Below are 15,723 nucleotides of genomic sequence, written 5' to 3'. Positions count from 1 at the left end.
CGTCCCACGGTTTCGCGAGACGTTATTCCTACGATTGCGATCTCCATGAATTTTCCCGCGCCCCGGCCGGCCGCGCAGCACAGCGTGCTGGCCAAACCGGCACGCGCAGTAGCATTTGCCTTCGCCGGTGCGATTCTCGTTGGCGGATTGCTCCTGTCCTCCCCGGCAGCCAATACCCAAGGCGTCTTCACATCCTTGGTCGACGGGATCTTCACTGCCACGTCAGCGGTGTGCGTGACCGGCCTGACTGTCTTGGACACCGCAACCCACTACACCCTCTTCGGCAAGCTCGTCATCCTCATCCTGATCCAGGCCGGCGGCCTGGGCCTGATGCTGATTGCCTCGCTGCTGAGCATGTTGGTCATCGGCCGCATTGGCTACCTCACCCGGCTATCCACCCAACGCGAAAGCTCCGCGGTATCAGGCGAAGATGTGCGCACCGCCGCATTGATGATCATCAAGCTGTCGCTGGCCTTCGAATCCGTCGTGGCGGCCATCTTAGCCATCCGCTTCGGGCTGGCCTACGGCGACGATCCAGCCGGTGCGATCTGGCATGGCGCATTCCATGCAGTCTCGGCCTTTAATAACGCGGGCTTCGCCCTGTATTCGAATAACCTGATGGACTTCGTCGCTGACCCGTGGCTCTGCATCCCTATCAGCCTCGCCATCATCCTTGGCGGCCTGGGCTTCCCGGTCCTGGTCCAGCTGAGGCAGCACTGGCGGAACACGCTGAAATGGAGCATGAACACCCGTCTGGTTCTTCTGATGACCGCATGGCTGCTCGTTGGCGGCACCATCTTCATCACCGCTATGGAATGGACCAATCCGAAGACTCTCGGCGAGCTCGAACCTGCGCAGCGGATCCTGGCCGGATTCTTCCAATCTGTGCAGACGCGCACCGCAGGCTTCAACTCCATCGACATCGGCGCGATGCATCCAGCCTCCTGGCTGGGCATGGATGTGCTGATGTTCATCGGCGGCGGACCGGCCGGCACCGCCGGCGGCATCAAGATCACCACGGCCGCGATCCTGCTGTTCATCATCATGACCGAGCTGCGCGGCGAGACCGCAGTCAACGTCCTGGGCAAGCGGCTCTCCCGCTCGGTGCACCGCCAAGCCATCACGGTGGCGCTGCTGGGCGTCGCGGCGGTGTTCGCCGGCACGATGGGCCTGCTGCTGCTCACCAACTATTCCCTGGACCGCTGTCTCTTCGAAGCCACCTCGGCCTTCGGCACCGTCGGGCTGTCCACGGGCATTACCCCGGACTTGCCGGATCCCGCCAAAGGCATTCTCATCGCGTTGATGTACCTCGGCCGCGTCGGTGTCCTCTCGCTGGGTTCCGCGCTTGCCCTGCGCGATCGAAAAGCGCTCTATGAACTCCCCAAGGAAAGGCCTTCAATTGGCTAAGCTACTGAATTTTCGCAATGATGCCAAGGGACTGCCCAAAGCCCACTCCGTGGCGGTGATCGGGCTCGGGCGCTTCGGAGAATCCCTTGCCCTGGAACTGATGAAGTCAGGCACCCAAGTTCTGGGCATCGACGTGCACGAGAACAACGTCCAGTCGCTGAATGGCGAATTGACCCAGGTGGTCCGTGCCGACGCATCAAGCCGCGAAGTCCTGGAACAGCTATCGATCCACGAATTCGACCGTGTGGTGGTGGCCGTGGGCAGCCACCTGCAGTCATCCATCCTGTGCTGCTCGCTCTTGGTCAGCATGGGGATCCCGCAGATCTGGGCCAAGGCGCAAGATGATCGGCATGGACTGATCCTGGAGCAGCTGGGGGTCCATCACATCGTCTACCCGGAGAAGGACATGGGCAAGCGTGTTGCCCACCTGGTGCGCGGATCCATGATGGACTACCTGGAGGTCGATCCAGGCTATGCCATGGTCAAAATGAGCGCTCCAGCCACGTTGCATGGGGTGAAGCTCAGCGATGCGGCGGTGCGCAACAAGTACCGGGTGACCATCGCGGCCACGACCAACGCCGCCGGCGAATGGCAGAACACCGACGGCAACACCGTCCTTAGCACCGGAGACAAGATTCTCGTGCTCGGCTCGATTGCCGATACGGAGAAATTCGGGCAACTGGCCTGATGACGCGCAAGAGGCGCCCTCCACGTGATGTGGAAGGCGCCTCTTGGCTGCTGCGGAAGGGTGCTGCCTAGGCTTCGACGCTGAATCGAAGCACCAGGGCAAGGCCGATGATCACGGCACCCCAGATCAGACCGAGAACGATGGTGATCCGGTTCAGGTTGCGCTCGGCAACACCTGAAGATCCCATGGAGCTGGTCATGCCGCCGCCGAACATGTCGGACATACCTCCACCACGACCCTTGTGCAAAAGGATCAAAAGGGTGAGCAGGACGCTTGTGATGCCCAGCAATACCTGCAGAATGATCTTGATAATATCCAAGTCGACGGTTCCTTAGTTAGATTCAGTCGGTGACGAGATGATGCTCGAACCTGACAATATTAGCAAATTCCTCGGCATCCAGGCTGGCACCGCCAACCAACACGCCATCGACATCGCGCTCGCGCATGATCGATGCGGCATTTGCTGCCTTAACACTACCGCCATAGAGCAGTTGCGTCTTCTCGGCAATCTCCGCTCCGAAGCGCTCGGCCAGCGCACCGCGAATCGCGGCGCACATTTCCTGCGCGTCGGCCGGTCCCGCAACTTCACCGGTACCGATGGCCCACACCGGCTCGTAGGCGATGACCAGGTTTGCGGCCTGCTCAGCGGTAACGCCTTCCAGCGACTGCGCCAACTGTTCCAGAGTGAAAGCCACGTGCTCGCCGGCCTTGCGCACTTCCAGGCCTTCGCCGACGCAGAGCATCGGGGTCAGCTCGTGGCGGTATGCGGCTGCCAGCTTGGCAGCGATCACCTGGTTGGTCTCGTTGTGGTACTCGCGACGCTCGGAGTGGCCTACCAAAACGTAGGTGCAACCGAGCTTCTTGAGGAACTGGCCCGAGATTTCACCGGTGTACGCGCCCGAATCCTGCGCCGACAGGTCCTGGGCACCGTAGACGATGTCCAGCTTGTCGCCCAGGGTCAGTGTCTGCACGCCGCGGATGTCGGTGAACGGAGGGAACACAGCGACCTCGGCACGATCGTAATCGTGTTCGTGGTCCTTCAGGGTCCACGCCAGCTTCTGCACCAGGGTGATCCCCTGGACGTGGTCCATGTTCATCTTCCAGTTGCCGGCAATCAGCGGCTGGCGCACAAAAGTGCCGTTCTGCGAAATGGTCATTCTTAGCCTTCCAATGCGGCAACACCCGGCAGGGTCTTGCCTTCGAGGTACTCCAGCGAAGCACCGCCACCGGTGGAGATATGGCCGAAGTCATCCTCCGAGAAGCCCAGCGCGCGGACAGCCGCGGCCGAATCGCCACCGCCTACCACGCTGAACGCTTCCGAGTCCGCCAGAGCCTGCGCGACGGTACGGGTACCTTCAGCGAAAGCAGGAATCTCGAAGACGCCCATTGGGCCGTTCCAGAACACGGTGTTGGCGCTGGTGATGTAGCTTGCGAACAGTTCAGCGGACTTCGGACCGATGTCCAGCCCAAGGCCGTTGGAGCCGAAGCTGGCTTCCTCGATCTTGTCTGCCGCCAGCACCTCATGCTCAGCATCGGCACCGAACTTGCTTGCCACAACGACATCGCTAGGCACGATGATGTCGCAGCCGAGCTTCTCGGCCCGCTTCAGGTACTCCTGGCAGGTGGCGATCTGGTCTTCTTCAAGCAGCGAGCCGCCAATGGCATGGCCCTGCGCCTTGAGGAAGGTGAACGCCATGCCGCCGCCGATCAGCAGCTGATCAGCCTTGCCCAGCAGGTTGTCGATGACAGCGAGCTTGTCCGAGACCTTCGACCCGCCGAGCACCACCACATAGGGGCGCTTCGGCGCTTCGGTCAGGGTCTTGAGGACCTTGACCTCGGTAGCCACCAGATCGCCCTGGTAGCTCGGCAACAGGCTGGCAATGTCGTAGACCGAAGCGTGCTTGCGGTGCACGGCGCCGAAAGCGTCGTTCACGTAGGCGCCGTTCTCGCCGGTCAGCGCAGCCAGCTCCTTGGCGAACTCTGCGCGCTGCGCATCGTCCTTGGAGGTTTCGCGGGCATCGAAGCGGACATTCTCCAGAACCAGAACGGAGCCCTCTTCGAGGTTTGCCGCGGCCTGGCGGGCAGAGTCGCCCACCACGTCTTCGGCGACAGTTACGTCGAAGTCAGCCAGTTCGTTCAGGCGGTTCGCTGCTGGAGCGATGGAGTACTTGGCATCGACCTGGCCCTTGGGGCGTCCCAGGTGGGCCATTACGATGACCTTTGCGCCGGCCTCGGCCAGCTTGCTGATGACTGGCAGCGACGCGCGGACGCGGCCATCATCGGTCACAGTTGCACCGTCGAGCGGCACGTTCAGGTCACTGCGGACCAGAACGTACCGTCCGCGGACGCCGTTGTCAGCGATCAATTCGTCAATGGTGTGAGAAGACATGTCTCTAGGTTATCGACTAGAGGCTGGATCCCACGAATTCAACGAGGTCGACAAGCCGAGATGAGTAACCCCACTCGTTGTCGTACCACGCGACGACCTTGACGCTGTTGCCCATTACGGTGGTCAGGCCGGAGTCGAAAATTGCCGAGTGGGAATTGGTCACGATGTCCGAGGAAACCAGCGGATCGGTGGAGTACTCAAGGTATTCGCTCAATGCGCCTTCGGCTGCTGCCTTCTCGAAGGCCGCGTTGATTTCTTCCACGGTTGCGGTGCGGGCCAGGTTCACGGTCAGGTCGGTGGCCGAACCGGTAGGAACCGGTACGCGCATAGCGTAACCGTGCAGCTTGCCCTTCAGCTCTGGGAGCACCACGCCGATGGCCTTGGCGGCACCGGTGGAGGTCGGGATGACGTTCAGCGCTGCGGCGCGGGCGCGGCGCGGATCGCTGTGCGGCGCGTCCTGCAGGCGCTGGTCGGCGGTGTAGGCGTGGATGGTGGTCATCAGGCCGTCAACAATGCCGAATTCGTCGTTCAGCACCTTGGCTACTGGAGCCAGGCAGTTGGTGGTGCAGGATGCGTTCGAGATGATGGCGTGGTTTGCAGGATCGTACTTGTCCTGGTTGACGCCCATCACGATGGTGATGTCTTCATTCTTGGCTGGAGCCGAGATGATGACCTTCTTCGCGCCTGCAGCTACGTGCTTCTTGGCGTCTTCTGCGTTGGTGAAGAATCCGGTCGATTCAATTACGACATCAACCTTCAATTCGCCCCAAGGCAGGTTGGCCGGCTCGCGCTCGGACAGAACCTTGATGCGGCGTTCTCCCACGACGATGGTATCGCCGTCTACGGATACCGGCTCGCCCACTGGGCCGAGCACGGAATCGAACTTCACCAGGTGAGCAAGCGAATCGATTGAACCAAGGTCATTGACGGCGACGATTTCAATATCTGCCTTATGGGCCAGTACTGCACGCAGGAAGTTGCGTCCGATGCGACCGAAACCATTGATTCCAACACGAGTTGTCACGTGACTATCTCCTCTAAATGGGATGATGATGCCACGACCGCGCACTAGCGGAGGTGGCCTTCTTTAAGAGGACACTCCGTTGTGCCGTGCTTGCGGATCCCAGCAGAAGCTGGGATCCGCAACACACTTGAAACATACTACGCTAAATCAGCGGAGAATGTGAGCTAACTTACCGGGTAAATATTACTTGCCTGGAACGATCAGCGATGCTGCACCGTTGCGTGCGGCTTCGAAACGAGCCTGGACATCTGCCCAGTTTACGATGTTCCAGAAGGCCTTGACGTAGTCTGCCTTGACGTTGACGTAGTCCAGGTAGAAGGCGTGCTCCCACATGTCCAGCATCAGCAGCGGGGTGGTTGCCACTGGGATGTTGCCCTGCTGATCGTACAGCTGCTCGATGACCAGCTGGCCGCCCAGTGCGTCGTAGGCCAGGACTGCCCAGCCCGAGCCCTGCAGGCTCATGGCAGCAGCAGTGAAGTGGCCGCGGAATGCGTCGAACGTACCGAAGAAGTCGTCAATGGCAGCTGCCAGCTCGCCTTCAGGCTTGTCGCCACCTTCTGGGGACAGGTTGTTCCAGAAGATCGAGTGGTTGGTGTGGCCGCCCAGGTGGAAAGCCAAGTCCTTGGACAGCTTCGGGATGTTCCCGAATTCGCCCTTTTCGCGAGCTTCAGCCAACTGCTCCAGTGCCGAGTTTGCGCCTGCAACGTAGGTTGCGTGGTGCTTGGAGTGGTGCAGTTCCATGATGCGAGCCGAGATGTTCGGCTCCAGTGCGGCGTAGTCGTACTGCAGTTCTGGCAGTGAATAAACAGCCATGATTCTCCTCAATCTTCTCAATTGGTTGAATCTCCACGGGAGGGCTCCCGCGGGGACATTTTTAGTGTTCCAGTTCTTCTCCTGGAACGCTGGACTCCGTACCTGGTATTCCCAGATCGCTCGCCTTTTTATCCGCCATAGCCAAGAGGCGGCGAATTCGGCCAGCGATGGCGTCCTTGGTCATTGGCGGTTCGGCCATCCGGCCGAGCTCATCCAAGGAGGCTTGCTTGTGCTCCAGGCGCAGCAGCCCCGCATAGCGCAGGTGCTCTGGAACCTCGTCGCCCAAGATTCCCAGCGCACGCTCGACGCGCGCCCCGGCAGCGACCGCCGCCTGGGCACTGCGCCGCAGGTTGGCGTCGTCGAAGTTCGCCAGGCGGTTGGCGGTGGCGCGCACTTCCTTGCGCATGCGGCGTTCTTCCCAGACCATCAGCGCATCGTGGGCGCCCATGCGGGTGAGCAGCTGGGCGATGGCATCGCCATCACGGATCACTACGCGGTCAACGCCGCGCACCTCGCGGGCCTTGACCGTTAGACCCAGGCGGCGAGCCGCACCGACCAAGGCCAATGCTGCTTCCGGTCCAGGGCAGGTAATTTCCAATGCGGAACTGCGTCCTGGTTCGGTCAGCGAACCATGGGACAGGAATGCGCCTCGCCATACCGCTTCGGCGTCGGCGGTGGAACCGTTGACGATGACCGAGGGCAGGCCGCGTACCGGCCGGCCGCGCTGATCAAGCAGGCCAGTCTGGCGGGCCAGCACTTCTCCATCCTTGGACACGCGCACGATGTAGCGGCTCCCCTTGCGGATGCCAGAACCGGAAACCATTACGATCTCGGCATCGTGCCCGTACAGCTCGCCAATAGCGATCTTCAACCGCCGGGCGGTCGCTGCCAGATCCACTTCTGCTTCGATGACAATTCGCCCGGAGACAATATGCAGTCCGCCGCTGAAGCGCAGCATGGTCGAAACCTCGGCCTTGCGGACCGACGGCTTGCGAATCTCTACCCGCGACAGCTCGTCTTTGACGGAAGCCGTCAATGCCATGAATCAAACTCCCTTACTTGGATCTTCCTAAGATCCGATCGCGGTAAACACCTCATGATAGGCCGCCGCTAGTCGCAACGGGTCGTGCACGGCACGACCGTCAGATACTCCTACTGTACTAAAAAAGACCCGCGCGCCGAGTTTTTGCGCTGCCAGCTCAAATCGCTCTTTGTTACGAATCTTGGATTCGTCGGCAATAATCGCATCGAACTTGATCTCGGGTGCGTAGCGGACCAGCACCTCCAAGTGCGCGGCGGCATCCATCCCGGCGGTCTCGGCGGTGTCGAAGGCCAGATTCATGGTCAGCAGCTTCTTGGCTGTTGTCGATGCCAGAGCCTGGCGCATATCTGGCAGCAGCAGATGCGGCAGCACCGAGGTGTACCAGGATCCGGGACCAAGAATCACCCAGTCCGCCAGATCGATGGATTCCAGCGCTTCGGAGCAGGCCGGCGCATCGGATGGCTCCAGATAGACATTGGTGACCAGACCGCCAGAACCGGCGCGGGCCAGCTTGGCCTGCCCATCGATGCGGCGGCGCACCAAGGTGTCGTTCACCGGGTCCGATTCGAGTACCTCGCCATGGATGGACAGCGGAACGGTGCTCATCGGCAGGACCTGGCCGCGGGCACCGAGCAGCGCTCCGGCCCAGCGCAGCCCAGCTACCGGGTTGTCGAGCAACTCCCAGAGGGCAAGGATCAGCAGGTTGCCAACGGCATGGCCGTTCAAGGGCTCTTCGATGTTTTCGGTCGATTCGAAGCGGTACTGCATGACATCGCGCCAGGTCCGACCCCAGTCGTTGTCATCGCACAGCGCGGCCAAGGCCATGCGCAAGTCGCCCGGGGGCAGCACATCGAACGAGCCCCGAAGGCGCCCGGAGCTGCCGCCGTCATCGGCCACCGTAACGATGGCGGTGAGGTCGGTAGTCAGGCGACGCAGGGCAGAAAGCGAGGAGGACAAGCCATGTCCCCCGCCCAAGGCAACCACCGATGGGTTGCGGTAATCATCGCTTCGCGTCAGTCCCTGGATCGGGATCGGACCTGTGGCAAAGGCCATTGCTCCTACTCACGCCCCAGATCTCGGTGGCTGATGTTCACCCGTACGTTCGGGAACTGTGCCAGCCGCCGGCCCAGCTCGATGGTGGTTGCCACCGAGCGGTGCTTGCCGCCGGTGCAGCCCACGGCGATGGTCGCGTAATGCTTATTCTCGCGGCGGTAGCCCTCGAAGACCGGTTCAAGCGCCTTCAGGTAGTTTGTGATGAACTCGCTGGTGCCTTCTTGGCTGAGGACATAGTCCGAGACTTCCTTGTCCTTGCCCGTCTGCGGGCGCAGTTCAGGAACCCAGTGGGGGTTGGGAATGAAGCGGACGTCTGCCACGTAGTTGGCGTCTGCCGGCAGGCCGTACTTGAAGCCGAAGCTCATGACGTTGATGCGCAGGATGATCGGCCCGGATTCGCTGAACAGCTCGTTGACTGCACGCGCCAGGTCGTGCACCGACATGGTCGTGGAGTCCAGGATGATTTCGGCGGCTTCGCGCAATTGGTCGGTGATTCCGCGTTCGCGCTTGATGCCGTCGACGATGCGGCCGTCGTCCTGCAGCGGGTGCGGCCGGCGTCCCTGCTCGAAGCGGCGAATCAGCACCTCGTCGCTGGCATCCAGGTAGACCAGCCGGAATTTCACTCCGCTGGCCGTCAGGTTCGCCAACGCGTCGCGGATCTCCGGGAACATTTCCTTGGAGCGCACGTCCATCACGACGGCCATCTTCGGGATGGATCCCTGCGAGCGGCTCATCATCTCGGTCAGGGGTCCGAGCATGGCCGGTGGAAGGTTCTCCACTACGTACCAGCCCTGGTCTTCCAGAGCATGCGCGACGGTGGTGCGACCGGCACCTGACATGCCTGTCACGATCACGAGTTCGGACTCAGGGGGTTTTACTGCTTCATACTCAGCGGTCATATCACAAGGCTAGTCGACAATTTCGCCGGTAGTCATATTCACACCGGTTAATGAAGCGTCTTCTAGGGACTCTTTGATGGAAGTCGCAAGTTTTCCACCGACGCCGGGCACTTCCATCAGTTCGGCGACGCTTGCGGCCCGGATCTTTTTCATCGATCCGAAGTGCTTGCGCAGGGCGGCCTGCTTGGCCTTGCCCAGGCCCGGGATCGCATCCAGATCGGAAGCGATCATCGATTTGGCCCGCTTGGCCCGATGGAAGGTGATCGCGAAACGGTGGGCCTCGTCACGAAGCCGCTGGACCAGATACAGCGAGGCGGAAGCTCGCGGCAGGATCACCGGGAACGGATCATCCGGCAGCCACAGTTCCTCTAGGCGCTTGGCCAGACCGACGACGGGAATATCATCGATTCCCAGATCGTCCATGGCCTTTTGCGCGGCGGCCACCTGCGGCGGGCCGCCATCGACGATCACCAGGGAAGGCGGGTAGGAGAATTTCTTCTTTTCCTGCTCGCCGGTGGCTTCATCCACTTGCCCGGTGGCGAAGCTCGTCGGGTCGACCTTCTCCTTCAGGTAGCGGCTGAAGCGGCGGTAGATCACGTCGTACATGCTGGCGGTATCGTCGCGTGCGGCGTCCCCGGTGATGGAGAACTTGCGGTACTCGCTCTTCTTCGGAAGACCGTCTTCGAAGACCACCATGGAAGCGACCACGTTGGTTCCCTGGGTATGCGACGCGTCATAGCATTCGATGCGCAGCAGCGCCTGCTCCGCTCCCAGGGCATCCTGCAGTTCCTGCATGGCCAGCGATCGCGTGGTGATATCGCCTGCGCGCTTCGATTTGTGCAGACGCAGCGCTTGTTCCGCGTTCTCCACAACGGTGGCTGCCAAAGCCGCCTTGTCGCCCCGCTGGGCGACGCGCAGGGAGACCTTGGATCCGCGCAGCTCGGTAAGCCAGGTGGTGACATCCTCGATGTCTTCAGGCAGCGCCGGAACCAGGATTTCCTTGGGAATCCGGTCTGCGTGATCCGCGTAAATCTGGGTGAGCAGCTGCTCGACGAATTCTGCGTCGGTGGTATCTGCGACCTTTTCAACGACCCAGCCGCGCTGCGAGCGGATGCGGCCGTCGCGGACATGGAAGACCTGCACGGCGGCCTCCAGCTCATCGCCATGGATGCCGAAGATGTCGGCTTCGGTCCGGTCGTCAAGGACCACTGCGTTGCGTTCGAAGACCCGGTTCAAGGCAGCGATGTCATCGCGATAGCGGGCGGCCTTCTCGTATTCGAGCTCCGCGACGGCTTCCTGCATCTTCACGGTCAGCGCCTTGGTGAACTTGGTCGCCTCGCCGCCCATGAAGGTGCAGAGGTCATCGGCCAGTTGGCGATGGTCTTCCTCGCTGATCCGTCCGACGCAGGGAGCCGAGCACTTGTCGATGTAGCCCAAGAGGCACGGACGGCCCGAGGCTTCGGCACGCTTGAACACGCCCGGTGCGCAGCTGCGCACGGGAAAGACCCGCAGCAGCGTATCGAGGGTTTCGCGGATGGCCTTGGCCGGATAGAACGGGCCGAAATACTTCACGCCCTTGCGCTTGTCACCGCGCATCACCAGGGCTCGCGGGTACTTCTCATTGAGCGTGACAGCCAGATACGGGTAGGTCTTGTCGTCGCGGAAAACGATATTGAACCGGGGGTTGTATTCCTTGATCCAGGAATACTCCAGCTGCAGCGCTTCCAGCTCGGACCCCACCACGGTCCATTCCACAGAACCGGCGGTGAAGACCATCGCCCGGGTTTTGGGCGTGAGCCGATCTGGGTTGGCGAAGTATGAGGTCAAGCGGTTGCGCAGGACCTTGGCTTTGCCGACGTAGATGACCCGGCCGTGTTCGTCGCGGAAACGGTACACGCCAGGTTTCGTGGGGATGTCCGAGGTCTTCGGACGGTAGCTTGCCGGATCAGCCATGGCCTATTTCGCGTCCGGCGGCAACTGGTTGTAGGAATCGACGCGTTCCTGGCCGGACAGTTCGGCAATCGCATCCACGATCCGGTCTGTGGCCTGGCGGCGCTGCGGCAACGGGTGCTTGCGTCCCAACTGGTCGAAGTACAGTGGCTCGCCATAGTGGATCTGGAATTTGGCAGGCTTGAAACCCTTGGAACCAGCAGGCTGCAGCTTCTCCGTGCCGATCAGCCCGACCGGGACCACTGGCACACCGGTGGTAAGCGCCAGCCAGCCCACGCCGGTGCGTCCCCGGTACAGCTTGCCGTCGCGCGAACGGGTGCCTTCCGGGTAGATTCCGATGCCGGAGCCGCCCTCGATGATTTCCACCAGCGAGTCGAGCGCCGCCACGGAAGCCGCCTGCTCGCCACGCTGCACCGGGATGGATCCCACGGATTCGAAGAAGGTCTTCATCATCTTGCCCTTCAGGCCAGGAGTGGTGAAGTATTCAGCCTTCGCGAAGAACGCCACGTCGCGCGGGGTCAGAGCCTGGATGATCAAGGAGTCGAAAAAAGACAAGTGGTTGGAGGCGACAATGAAGCCGCCTTCCTTCGGGACGTTCTCCAGCCCGGTTACTTCCGCACGGCAGACGCCGTGGATGATGCCCCGAATCGACGAACGGGTCATGGTGTAGATGCTCATCTACTTTGCACCTTCCTGCATGAAGTCTTCGTCGAAGTTAATGGTGTTTGCCCGTTCCGCGCCGAGCAGCAGCAGGGCCAGATCCCGGGCGGTCACGGCTATGGCGTCCGCCTGCTGCAGTTCATCGCCTTGGGCAAAGCCCCAGGCGACACCGATGGATGCCACCGAATTCTCGCGGGCGGCATCCCAATCGTAGTGCCGGTCCCCCACCACGACGCTGCGCTCCGGGTCCAGCTGGCCGTGTTCCAAAGCCTCGGCGACGATGTGCGTCTTGCTCGAACCCATGCTCCCGTGTTCATCCGCATTGCCGTGAATCGCGTCGAGATGCGCATCCAGCCCTTTTCGGGCGATGAGCTGGCGCGCGATGTTGATCGGCTTGGCCGTTGTCACCGCGACGTGGATCCCGGCCGATCGCAACGCATCCAAAAGCGGCACCATGCCCGGGTAGATCACCGATTCGGCCATGCCCGTATCCGCATACCGGGCGCGGTAGGCGGCAATGATGGAGCCGATGTTCTCGTCGGTCACCCCGTCTAGCGTACGCAAGCCGATTTGCAGGGGCGGGCCCACCAGCGCCTCGACCCGGGCTTCGCCCGGATCGGCCAATCCATGGGAGGTCACTGCGTGGCGGATACCCGAAGTGATGGCACCGGCAGGGTCCACGAGGGTCCCGTCCAGATCGAAGAGCACGCTTGTTACCGACATATTCACCTAGCCATCTTCCCATGAAGCGGACGTGGGTTAGCAATCCATAACTAAAATTGCATACGTCGAACATTCTCCGCGAGGCATCACAGGATCTCGGCGAGGAACTTTCCGGTGTGCGATTCGGCGACCTTTGCCACCTTTTCCGGGGTGCCGGTGGCCAAAATCGTGCCGCCGCCCGAGCCGCCTTCCGGACCGAGGTCAATGACCCAGTCGGCCGACTTGATCACATCCAGGTTGTGCTCGATGGTCAGCACGGTGTTGCCCTTGTCGACCAGTCCCTGCAGCACCTTGAGCAGCTTGCGGATATCTTCGAAGTGCAGGCCGGTGGTCGGTTCATCGAGGACGTAGATCGAGCGGCCATTGGACCGTTTCTGCAGCTCGGCAGCGAGCTTCACGCGCTGGGCTTCACCGCCCGAGAGCGTGGTGGCCGGCTGCCCCAGGCGCACATAGCCCAGGCCCACGTCCACGAGCGTACGCAGGTGGCGGGCGATCGGGGTGAACGCGCTGAAGAATTCGGCGCCTTCGGCAATCGGCATGTCCAGCACGTCGGCGATGTTCTTGCCCTTGTACAGCACCTGCAGGGTCTCGCGGTTATAGCGGGCCCCATGGCAGACCTCGCACGGCACGTACACGTCGGGAAGGAAGTTCATCTCGATCTTCAGCGTGCCGTCGCCCGAGCAGGACTCGCAGCGCCCGCCCTTGACGTTGAAGGAGAAGCGGCCCGGCTGGTATCCGCGCAGCTTCGCCTCATTGGTCTCCGCGAACAGCTTGCGGATGTGGTCGAACACGCCCGTGTAGGTGGCAGGATTCGATCGGGGGGTGCGGCCGATCGGCGACTGGTCCACGTGGACCACCTTGTCCAGGTGCTCCAGGCCCTGCACGCGGGTGTGCCGGCCCGGCACCTGCTTGGCACCATTGAGCTTATTGGCCAGCACCTTGTAGAGGATGTCGTTGACCAGGGTGGACTTGCCCGATCCGGACACGCCGGTCACCGCGGTCAGCACGCCCAGGGGGAATTCGACCGAGATGTTCTGCAGGTTGTTCTCGCTGGCTCCGACCACCTTGAGCTTGCGGTCCTTGTCGACCTTGCGGCGTTTGGCTGGGATGTCGATCTGCTTGCGGCCCGAAAGGTAGTCGCCGGTCAGCGACTTGGTGTTCTGCTTCAGGTCTTCCAGGGAACCGGAATGCACCACTTCGCCACCGTGCTCGCCGGCGCCCGGGCCGATGTCCACGATCCAGTCGGCTTCGGCGATGGTGTCCTCGTCGTGCTCCACCACGATCAGGGTGTTGCCCAGCGAACGCAGGTGCAGCAGGGTGTCGATGAGCCGGCGGTTGTCGCGCTGGTGCAGGCCGATGGACGGCTCGTCCAGCACGTAGAGCACGCCCACCAGGCCGGAGCCGATCTGGGTGGCCAGGCGGATGCGCTGCGCCTCGCCGCCAGACAGGGTGCCGGCGGCGCGTTCCAGAGTCAGGTATTCCAGCCCGACGTCCAGCAGGAACTTCATGCGCGCGTCGATTTCCTTGAGCACCTGCGCGGCGATCTGCGCCTCGCGTGCGCTGAGCTCGATCGAGGAGAGGAATTCCGCGGCGCTGCGCAGGTCCATGGCGGAGACCTCGGCGATGGACCGCCCGCCCACCAGGACCGAGAGCGATGCCGGGTTCAGGCGCGCGCCGCCGCAGGTAGGGCACGGGATCTGCCGCATGTACTGCTCGTAGCGGTCGCGGGCGTGGTCGGATTCGGTCTCCTGGTGCTTGCGGTGCACATAGGAGATGACACCCTCGAAGCCGGTGGAGTACTTGCGTTCGCGGCCGAAGCGGTTCTTGTACTGCACGACCACCTTGTGGTCCTTGCCGTTGAGGATCGCTTCGCGGGCGGCCGCCGGCAGGTCCTGCCAGCGGGTGTCCATGGTGAAGCCGAGCTCATTGCCCAGGCCCTCGATCAGCCGGTTCCAGTATTCGGTGGTGGCCTTGCCCAGCGACCATGGGGCGATCGCGCCCTCGGCCAGGGTGACCTCGGTGTCCGGTACGATCAGGTGCTCGTCGACTTCCAGCTTGGTGCCGATGCCGGAGCAGGCCGAGCAGGCACCGAACGGGTTGTTGAAGGAGAAGGTGCGCGGTTCGATCTCGTCGATGGCCAGCGGGTGCTCATTGGGGCAGGCCAGGTTCTCGGAGAACGCGCGCACGCGCTTCGGGTCATCGGCGTCCAGGTCGACGAAGTCGACCAGCACGCGGCCTTCGGCAATGCCCAGGGCGGTTTCGATGGAGTCGGTCAGGCGCTGGCGGGCGTCTTCCTTGAGCGCCAGGCGGTCCACCACCACCTCGATGGTGTGCTTGACCTGCTTGGCCAGCTTCGGCGGATCGTTCAGCTGGATGGTTTCACCGTCCACCCGGGCACGGGCGAAGCCCTTGGAGGAAAGCTCGGCGAACAGATCGACGAATTCGCCCTTGCGCGAGCGCACGACCGGTGCGAGGATCTGGAAACGGGTCTTCTCCGGAAGCTCCATCAGCTGGTCGACGATCTGCTGCGGAGTCTGCTTGGAGATCGGTTCGTGGCAGATCGGGCAATGCGGACGGCCCACGCGCGCCCAGAGCAGGCGCATGTAGTCGTACACTTCGGTAATCGTGCCCACGGTGGAGCGCGGGTTGCGGCTGGTCGACTTCTGGTCGATGGACACCGCTGGCGACAGGCCCTCGATGAAATCCACATCCGGCTTGTCCACCTGGCCGAGGAACATGCGGGCGTAGGCGGAGAGCGATTCGACGTAGCGGCGCTGGCCTTCGGCGAAGATGGTGTCGAAGGCCAAGGAGGACTTGCCCGAACCGGACAGCCCGGTGAAGACGATCATCGCGTCACGCGGCAGATCAATGTCCACGTTCTTCAGGTTGTGCTCGCGGGCCCCCTTGACGACCAGGCGAGTCAGATCTGTTCTCTTGCTCTCTGCAGTAATAGCCACGAAGCAATACTAATCGAAAACGGCTTCGAATACATGTACGAATGGATGCAACTCACAGTTAAATCTGGAAACCCCTGATCCGGCGCTCGGAGAGCGCGCTAGGCCACCGCCAAAACAA

At 62.1% G+C, this 15,723-nt stretch carries 14 protein-coding genes; 2 read left to right on the top strand and 12 right to left on the bottom strand.

The genetic code is table 11. The features are described 5' to 3' along the window. The first annotated feature begins 45 nt into the window (after window positions 1–45). Window positions 46–1,407, top strand: coding sequence for a TrkH family potassium uptake protein (locus EKH49_RS06290; protein ID WP_128470148.1), 1,362 nt, complete (start codon window positions 46–48; stop codon window positions 1,405–1,407). After that, the gene (locus tag EKH49_RS06285) at window positions 1,400–2,095 is read left to right on the top strand and encodes a potassium channel family protein (protein WP_052253671.1); all 696 of its coding nucleotides are present in this window, start codon (window positions 1,400–1,402) and stop codon (window positions 2,093–2,095) included. Before EKH49_RS06290 ends, EKH49_RS06285 begins: the two co-directional genes overlap by 8 nt. 67 nt (window positions 2,096–2,162) lie before the next feature. Here EKH49_RS06285 and secG read toward each other — a convergent pair whose 3' ends face one another. From secG to uvrA, 12 genes are all read right to left on the bottom strand, one after another. Then, window positions 2,163–2,414: a preprotein translocase subunit SecG gene (gene secG / locus EKH49_RS06280; RefSeq protein ID WP_038990774.1), complete on the bottom strand. Its 252-nt coding sequence runs from the start codon at window positions 2,412–2,414 to the stop codon at window positions 2,163–2,165. A gap of 22 nt (window positions 2,415–2,436) precedes the next feature. Continuing rightward, window positions 2,437–3,252: a triose-phosphate isomerase gene (gene tpiA, locus EKH49_RS06275; protein WP_128470147.1), complete on the bottom strand. Its 816-nt coding sequence runs from the start codon at window positions 3,250–3,252 to the stop codon at window positions 2,437–2,439. A gap of 2 nt (window positions 3,253–3,254) precedes the next feature. Next, window positions 3,255–4,484, bottom strand: a complete 1,230-nt coding sequence (locus tag EKH49_RS06270) for a phosphoglycerate kinase (RefSeq protein ID WP_038990772.1) — start codon at window positions 4,482–4,484, stop codon at window positions 3,255–3,257. A gap of 16 nt (window positions 4,485–4,500) precedes the next feature. After that, on the bottom strand, window positions 4,501–5,508 hold the full coding sequence (gap, locus tag EKH49_RS06265) for a type I glyceraldehyde-3-phosphate dehydrogenase (RefSeq protein ID WP_038990771.1): 1,008 nt from the start codon (window positions 5,506–5,508) through the stop codon (window positions 4,501–4,503). Between the two features lie 183 nt (window positions 5,509–5,691). Continuing rightward, window positions 5,692–6,321, bottom strand: coding sequence for a superoxide dismutase (locus EKH49_RS06260; RefSeq protein ID WP_128470146.1), 630 nt, complete (start codon window positions 6,319–6,321; stop codon window positions 5,692–5,694). Between the two features lie 61 nt (window positions 6,322–6,382). Next, window positions 6,383–7,363: a DNA-binding protein WhiA gene (whiA, locus tag EKH49_RS06255; RefSeq protein WP_038990767.1), complete on the bottom strand. Its 981-nt coding sequence runs from the start codon at window positions 7,361–7,363 to the stop codon at window positions 6,383–6,385. Between the two features lie 27 nt (window positions 7,364–7,390). Next, a complete protein-coding gene (locus tag EKH49_RS06250) occupies window positions 7,391–8,416 on the bottom strand; it encodes a gluconeogenesis factor YvcK family protein (RefSeq protein ID WP_073706096.1) in 1,026 nt (341 codons plus the stop codon). 5 nt (window positions 8,417–8,421) lie between these two features. Beyond that, the gene (gene rapZ / locus EKH49_RS06245; RefSeq protein ID WP_038990765.1) at window positions 8,422–9,315 is read right to left on the bottom strand and encodes an RNase adapter RapZ; all 894 of its coding nucleotides are present in this window, start codon (window positions 9,313–9,315) and stop codon (window positions 8,422–8,424) included. Between the two features lie 9 nt (window positions 9,316–9,324). Then, window positions 9,325–11,268, bottom strand: a complete 1,944-nt coding sequence (gene uvrC / locus EKH49_RS06240; RefSeq protein ID WP_128470145.1) for an excinuclease ABC subunit UvrC — start codon at window positions 11,266–11,268, stop codon at window positions 9,325–9,327. A gap of 3 nt (window positions 11,269–11,271) precedes the next feature. Next, the gene (locus tag EKH49_RS06235) at window positions 11,272–11,943 is read right to left on the bottom strand and encodes a lysophospholipid acyltransferase family protein (RefSeq protein WP_038990762.1); all 672 of its coding nucleotides are present in this window, start codon (window positions 11,941–11,943) and stop codon (window positions 11,272–11,274) included. Next, entirely contained in the window at window positions 11,944–12,648 is a 705-nt protein-coding gene (locus tag EKH49_RS06230; protein ID WP_236641057.1) for an HAD hydrolase-like protein, read from the bottom strand. It abuts the gene before it with no gap. A gap of 86 nt (window positions 12,649–12,734) precedes the next feature. After that, a complete protein-coding gene (gene uvrA, locus EKH49_RS06225) occupies window positions 12,735–15,605 on the bottom strand; it encodes an excinuclease ABC subunit UvrA (protein WP_128470144.1) in 2,871 nt (956 codons plus the stop codon). Window positions 15,606–15,723: the final 118 nt, after the last annotated feature.

The organism is Glutamicibacter sp. HZAU (assembly GCF_004100365.1).
GTDB lineage: Bacteria > Actinomycetota > Actinomycetes > Actinomycetales > Micrococcaceae > Glutamicibacter > Glutamicibacter nicotianae.
Note: the sequence above shows the minus strand (reverse complement) of the source record. Positions and strands in the feature narration are given on the sequence as shown.